The sequence below is a fragment of the Streptomyces sp. NPDC001843 genome (assembly GCF_042891955.1).
In the GTDB taxonomy this organism is placed as follows: domain Bacteria; phylum Actinomycetota; class Actinomycetes; order Streptomycetales; family Streptomycetaceae; genus Streptomyces.
Genome location: NZ_JBIATQ010000011.1, coordinates 333883 through 340375 on the forward strand (window position 1 = coordinate 333883; position 6493 = coordinate 340375).

Here is a 6493-nt window from a genome sequence, read left to right on the forward strand (position 1 = left end):
TCCGGCGATTCCTGGCAAGGTGGCCCCATGGCAGATCGGGGCGCGGGCGCCCTGTCGCTCCCGGACGAACGGACCGCCCGTCCGGATCCCGTACTGGCGCTCAACCGCATGGGCACCTTCGACTGGGACCTGGACACCGGTCTGTTCCACATGGACGCGCAGGCGTACGAGGTCTTCGACCTCCTCCCGGAGGAGTACGACGGCCGTCCCGAGTCCCTCGCCGTCCGGGTGCCCCCGCCGGAGGCCAGCCGCCTGGACGCCGTGGTGTCCCAGGCCATCAAGGACGGCAGCGAGAACTACGGCGCGTACTTCCGCCTCCGCTGCCGTGACGGCACCCGCCGCTGGACGCACACGCAGGGCTACATCCGGCGCGACGAGACCGGCCGCCCGCGCCGGGTCATCGGCATCGTGCGGGACGCGACGCAGGAGCTCCAGGAGAGCGCGGCCCGCAGCCTGCGCGCCGCCCAGGACGAGGCGGTCCGGCGGCAGACGGGCGTGGTGCAGGTGACCACCGCGGCCCTCTCGCACGCCCGCAGCGTCCAGGACGTCATCGACGTCCTCAAGGACAGCCACGGCGTCCGGCACCTCGGCGCTACGAGCGTGGTCATGGGGCTGGTGGAGGCGGGCCGGATCCGGATGGTCGCCGAGGGACCGGAGGACGGGATCGTGCCCGGCACCCGGATCACCCGGATCGACGAGCCGTACCCCATGAGCGAGGTCGTACGGACCCTCCTCCCGCGTTTCATCGAGTCACCGGAGGAGTTCGCCGAGGGCTACCCGATCCTCTGGCCGCACATCACCGACCTGAGGATCACCTCCGCCGCCTATCTGCCCCTGATCGCCCAGGCCCGCCCGATCGGCGCCATGGGCCTGCTCTACAACGACCGGCGCGGCTTCTCCGACGAGGAGCGCACCGTCCTCGTCGCCCTCGGCAGCAGCATCGCCCAGAGCCTGCAGCGGGCGATGCTCTACGAGGAGGAGAAGGACCTCGCCCAGGGCCTGCAGCAGGCGATGCTGCCCCGGACCATCCCCAGCGTGCCCGGGGCGGACGTGGCGGTCCGCTACCGTTCGGCGTCGCTCGGCCGGGACATCGGCGGCGACTGGTACGACCTGATACCGCTGCCCGGAGGCCGGGTCGGCGCGGTCATCGGCGACGTCCAGGGGCACGACACGCACGCGGCGGCCGTCATGGGCCAGCTGCGCATCGTGCTGCGCGCGTACGCCGCCGAGGGGCACACCCCGGCCACCGTGATGGCCCGGTCCTCCGTGTTCCTGCACGAACTCGACACCGACCGCTCCGCCACCTGCCTGTACGCGGAGGCCGACCTGACCACCGGTGTGGTCCAGGTGGTCCGGGCCGGCCACATAGACCCGCTGATCCGGCACACCGACGCGTCGTGCCGCCGGATCTCCGTCGAGGGCGGCCTGCCGCTGGGCCTGTCCGCCGAGTTCGGCCGTCTGGAGTACCCGGTGTCCACCGTCGAGCTCGATCCGGGCCAGACACTGGTGCTGTGCACCGACGGGCTCGTCGAACAGCCCGGCGCCGACCTCGACGACGGGCTGCGCACCCTGGCCGCGCTCATCGAGTCGGGCCCGGACGACGTGCGCGACCTCGCCGACCGGCTCATCGACGTGGCCGAGGAACGCGGTGGCGACGACGACGTGGCCCTGCTCCTGCTGCGCCGCCGCGGCTGGGACGCCGCGCGCACCGGCGGCCGGCTCCAGCAGCACGTGGCCCCCGGCGACCCCGAGGCGTTGCGGCTCGCCCGGCACATGATCCGCGCCACGGTCCGTGCCTGGGGCGCCACCGAACGCGCCGACGAGATCGAGCTGGTCGCCGACGAGCTGATCACCAACGTGCTGCTGCACACCGAGGGCTCCGCGGTCGTCACCCTGAGGTTCCTGTGCGGCGTGGACCGCCGGTTGCGCGTCGAGGTCGAGGACTCCTCCAGCGCCCTGCCCCGCCGCCGGGACGTGGATGTGTCCGGCGTGTCCGGCCGGGGGCTGGTCCTGGTAGACCGGCTCACCGACGTCTGGGGGGTGGAGGCGCGGGGCGGCGGCAAGTGCGTGTGGTGCGAGTTCGTGGTGCCGGAGCGGACCTGACCGTGCCGGTCCGGGATGGCACTCTGGACGTATGCCGGAACTGCCCGAGGTCGAGGCGCTGAAGGACTTCCTGGCCGAGCACCTGGTCGGCCACGAGGTGGTGCGGGTGCTGCCCGTGGCCGTCAGTGTCCTGAAGACGTACGACCCCCCTCCGGCCGCCCTGGAGGGCCATGCGGTCACCGCCGTGCACCGGCACGGCAAGTTCCTCGACATCGTGACGCGGGACGGCCCGCGCCTGGTCACCCATCTGGCCCGCGCGGGCTGGCTGCAGTGGAGGGACCGGCTGCCCGACGGCCTGCCCCGCCCCGGCAAGGGTCCCCTCGCCCTGCGGGTGGCCCTGGAGACCGGCGAGGGCTTCGACCTCACCGAGGCGGGCACACAGAAGCGCCTCGCGGTGTACGTCGTCCACGATCCGCGGGAGGTCCCCGGGATCGCCCGCCTGGGCCCGGACCCGCTCGCCGACGACTTCGACGCCGGCCGGCTCGCCGCACTGCTCGAGGGCGAGCGGCGCCGGCTGAAGGGAGCCCTGCGCGACCAGGGCCTGATCGCGGGCGTGGGCAACGCCTACAGCGACGAGATCCTGCACGCGGCCCGGATGTCCCCGTTCAAGGTGGCCGCCTCCCTCACCCCGGAGGAGGTCCGCACCCTCCACGCGGCCCTGCGCACCACCCTCACCGAGGCGGTCGAACGCTCCCGGGGCCTGGCCGCCGGCCGGCTGAAGGCGGAGAAGAAGAGCGGCCTCAGGGTCCACGGCCGCACCGGCGAGCCCTGCCCGGTCTGCGGCGACACCATCCGCGAGGTCTCCTTCAGCGACTCGTCGCTCCAGTACTGCCCCACCTGCCAGACGGGCGGCAGACCACTGGCGGACCGGAGGATGTCACGGCTGCTGAAGTAGATCCCGCAACATCCCCTAGCCGGCGTCGAGGCTGACCAGCCGCTCGCCGGCCGCGGTGCGGACCTCGTACCGGACGACCTGGTCCGTGTGCATCGAGGAGCCGCCCGCGACGGTGGTCATGCCGGAGTCGTGGCCGCGTACGGTCCAGCTGGTCACCACCTGTTCCGAGCCGTCGCGGCCGATGGCGACGAGACGGCAGGAACGGGGCCCGGCACCGTCCTTGATCTCCAGCACCAGGTCGCTGCCGTGCTCGTCGTCCTTGGTGGTGACCTGCGCCCACACGCCCGAGTGCGCGTCGGTCGCCGCCATGACCTGCACCTCGGGGTCGCCGGAGCCGCCCGGGTGAGAGGCGTACATGGCGATCCCGGGGCCGGCCACGGCGAACACGACCGAGGCGGCCAGGCCGAACAGCAGGCGCCGGCGGCCGGCCCGGCGCCGGGAGGCCACCGCGTTCAGCAGGCCGTCCAGCAGCCGGGGCCCGGGCTGCGCCACGGGATGCACGAAGCGCGGCGTCGCGCGCCGGTACAACATCAACTGGCGTGCCGCGGGCCCGAATTCGGTCACGTGTGCGGTGCACTGCGGGCACTCCATGAGGTGGTCCTCGAAGCGGAAAGCCTCCGCCTCGTCGAGCACGCCGAGCGCGTAGGCGCCGACGTCGCGATGCCGTTCCAGGGACCTCATGCCGAATCCTCATGCCGATGGGTGCGGGTGGGGTGACTCCTTGCCCCCACCCGTACGCATCGGACAGTCGAATCACTCAAGGCGCGCACAGAAACGTAACCAACGGATTCGTAACGGCGGCGCCCGCGGATTGGTCCGGCTTCGAAAAAACTCAGAAGAGATGGATGGCGAGGTGTCCGAGGGGCAGTCCCAGCCGCCAGGCGGGCGTCCAGACCTTCGGTCCGTCGTCCTCGCCGATCACCGGTCCGCCGCCCGGCACCGCGTCGAGGTCGGGCGCGAGCAGCTCGGTCTCCTCCAGCCACCGCCAGGCGTCCTCGGCCAGTGCCAGGTCCGGCGACGGCGTGTCCGCCTTCGCCGTCTCGGCGGCGAGCTCGGCCATCCGCTCGCCCACCCAGTCCTGCCACGGCTGGTCGTACGCCGTCAGAGACAGCCAGGTCTCGAGCTGGGTGACGACCCGGATGCCGGAGAGTTCGCCGTCGGTGTCGGACAGGAAGATGGTCAGCGCCAGCGCGTCCCGGCCCGCCCGGAACTCGAAGGACGTCGGCGGCATCAGGTCGCCGGTGCGCAGCAGCTCGTCGGCGATGTACTCGGCGTACAGCCATGCCATGGGAACGGCCAGGTCACCGCCGCCGGCGCCGTCCGCGCTCTCTTGGCCTGTGTGCAGCATCCCTTCCTGCCTTCCTCCGGTCCGTGTGGTACGCGCGTGCGTCGCCCGGACCCCCAGTCCGGAACACGGATGAAGACAGCTGATTGCTCAACCGGGGTCCTCAGCAAGGCGCTTTGCGAACACTTTGCCCCGAGGATGTTTCATCGCAGGTCGGCCGCGTAGCCGGGGAGTACCCGGCGGAGGGCACGCAGCGCGTAGTAGGCGCGCGACTTCACGGTACCGGGCGGAATCCCGAGCGTTTCGGCGGCCTCCGCAACACTCGCCCCTTGGAAGTACACGAGCACCAGGACTTCACGGTGCTGGGGAGTGAGTGTCTTCACAGCCTCCCGTACATCGAGCGTCGCGGCCGCCCGTTCGGCGTGGTCGCCGATCACCCGGGCGTTCTCCAGGACCGCGTCACCCACCTCGGGAGGGCGGGCCTGCCGGGCGCGGCGGGCGTCGATGGCGAGCCGCCGGCCCACCGTCAGCAGCCAGGGCCGTACGGAGGCGAATTCGTCGGCGCGCAGGGCCTCGGGATGCTGCCAGGCCCGTACCAGGGTCTCCTGCACGAGGTCCTCGGCGCGCTGCCGGTCCCCGTCGCACAGCCTCAGCAGCAGCGCGAAGAGCGGTCGGCCGTGCTCGCGCTGCAGCGCGGCGAGCTCGTGCTCGGCGGTCGTCGTCCCGGTGGGCAGGGTGGTTCCGGCCGTCATGGCCGTATGGCACAGCAGGGCGGGGCTCGGGGACAGGGGGTGTACGGGGATCTGCGACGGACGGTCGATCGCGTCGACGAACGGTTCGACGAACGGTCCGCCCCGCTTCCGCCACGACACCGGACGGGTCAATGAGGGTGCGGTAGCCGTTTGCGACGCCGTCCAGCTTCGTACCTATTTGTAAGTAAATGCGACAACCGTGGGGTGAGCTGATGATCGCACGCAGGCAGCAGGTGGCCTGGGCCCTGACCGCGCTTCTCGCCGGCGGCGCCGCCTGTCAGGCCCAGGCACGGCACGAGCCCGGCCGGCCCGGACGGCCGGCGCCGCCCGCGTCCACGCGCGGCTTCACCCTGGTGGCCTCCGGCGACATCGTGCCGCACGATTCGGTCGTCGACCGCGCCGGCTTCGACGCCGGCGGCAACGGCCGTGACTTCCGCCCCATGCTGGCCGGTGCGCAAGGCGCCGTGTCGACGGCCGACGTGGCGCTCTGTCAGCTGGAGACCGTCCACGGCGCGGACCCCGGACATGCCGGGCAGCGGGCGTCCGAGGCCCCGCCGGAGCTGGCCGCAGGCCTCGTCGCCACCGGCTACGACAGCTGCGCCACCGCCTCGGACCACGCCCTGGACAACGGCCCGGCCGGCGTCCGGCGCACCCTGGACGCCATGGACGCGGCGGGCCTCGGACACCCCGGGATCGCGCGCACCGATGCCGAGGCGCGCACCCCCACGATCCTGCGCGCCGGCCCGGCCAAGGTCGCGCATCTGGCGTACACCTACGCCGGCGACGGCGCCGTGCTGCCCCCCGGACAGCCCTGGGCGGTCGACCTGATCGACGAGGACCGCGTCCTCGCCGACGCACGTGCCGCCCGGCGGGCCGGCGCCGACGTGGTCGTCGTCTGTCTGCACTGGGGCACCGAGGGGCAGGAGGCCCCCGACCGGCGGCAGCTCACCCTCGCCAAGCGGCTCACCGCCGCACGCACGAACGGCCGCCCCGACATCGACCTCGTCCTCGGCAGCGGCGCCCATGTCCCGCAGGCGTACGAGAAGGTCAACGGAACCTGGGTGGTGTACGGCACGGGCGATCAGGTCACCGGCGACGCGTCCGACGACAAGGGCGCCCGCGACCTGCGCGCCAACGAGTCCACCCTGGCCCGCTTCACCTTCGCCCCGCCCCCCCGCCCCGGCGGCCGCTGGGAGGTGACCGGCGCCGAGTTCGTCCCGCAGATGTACGACCTCGACGCCGGCCGGGTGGTCGACCTCGGCCAGGCGATCGCGGACGGCGCGGACCTGACCGGCGTACGCGACGCGATCCGGGACACGGTGCTCAGCAGGGGCGCGGCGAAGGACGGGCTGATGATGGGCGACTAGTAGTGCTTCGTTACGTTGGGTGATCTCGGCTGGTGGTGGGCATTGTCCTGGTATGAGGTTGGGGGAGGTGGAACGGCTCCGGGGTGAGTTA

At 72.6% G+C, this 6493-nt stretch carries 6 protein-coding genes; 3 read left to right on the forward strand and 3 right to left on the reverse strand.

What is annotated here, in order from left to right; genetic code table 11:
• Positions 1 to 27: 27 nt before the first annotated feature.
• Positions 28 to 2103 (forward strand): SpoIIE family protein phosphatase, encoded by a 2076-nt coding sequence (locus ACFYZQ_RS27690; protein ID WP_389153053.1) that lies wholly within the window; start codon positions 28 to 30, stop codon positions 2101 to 2103.
• Positions 2104 to 2134: 31 nt separating this feature from the next.
• Positions 2135 to 2998: an Fpg/Nei family DNA glycosylase gene (locus ACFYZQ_RS27695; RefSeq protein WP_389153056.1), complete on the forward strand. Its 864-nt coding sequence runs from the start codon at positions 2135 to 2137 to the stop codon at positions 2996 to 2998.
• A gap of 15 nt (positions 2999 to 3013) precedes the next feature.
• Here the strand turns inward: ACFYZQ_RS27695 and ACFYZQ_RS27700 are convergent, their stop codons facing one another.
• The 3 genes from ACFYZQ_RS27700 to ACFYZQ_RS27710 all read right to left on the reverse strand — a co-directional run bounded on the left by ACFYZQ_RS27700 (position 3014) and on the right by ACFYZQ_RS27710 (position 5035).
• Complete coding sequence (locus ACFYZQ_RS27700) at positions 3014 to 3679, reverse strand: zf-HC2 domain-containing protein (protein ID WP_389153059.1); 666 nt, start codon at positions 3677 to 3679, stop codon at positions 3014 to 3016.
• 151 nt (positions 3680 to 3830) lie between these two features.
• On the reverse strand, positions 3831 to 4346 hold the full coding sequence (locus ACFYZQ_RS27705; protein WP_389153062.1) for a hypothetical protein: 516 nt from the start codon (positions 4344 to 4346) through the stop codon (positions 3831 to 3833).
• Positions 4347 to 4486: 140 nt separating this feature from the next.
• A complete protein-coding gene (locus ACFYZQ_RS27710; protein ID WP_389153065.1) occupies positions 4487 to 5035 on the reverse strand; it encodes a sigma-70 family RNA polymerase sigma factor in 549 nt (182 codons plus the stop codon).
• A 212-nt stretch (positions 5036 to 5247) separates the two neighbouring features.
• On the opposite strand from ACFYZQ_RS27710, the gene ACFYZQ_RS27715 reads away from it, so the two are divergent.
• Positions 5248 to 6402, forward strand: coding sequence for a CapA family protein (locus tag ACFYZQ_RS27715; RefSeq protein ID WP_389153068.1), 1155 nt, complete (start codon positions 5248 to 5250; stop codon positions 6400 to 6402).
• Positions 6403 to 6493: the final 91 nt, after the last annotated feature.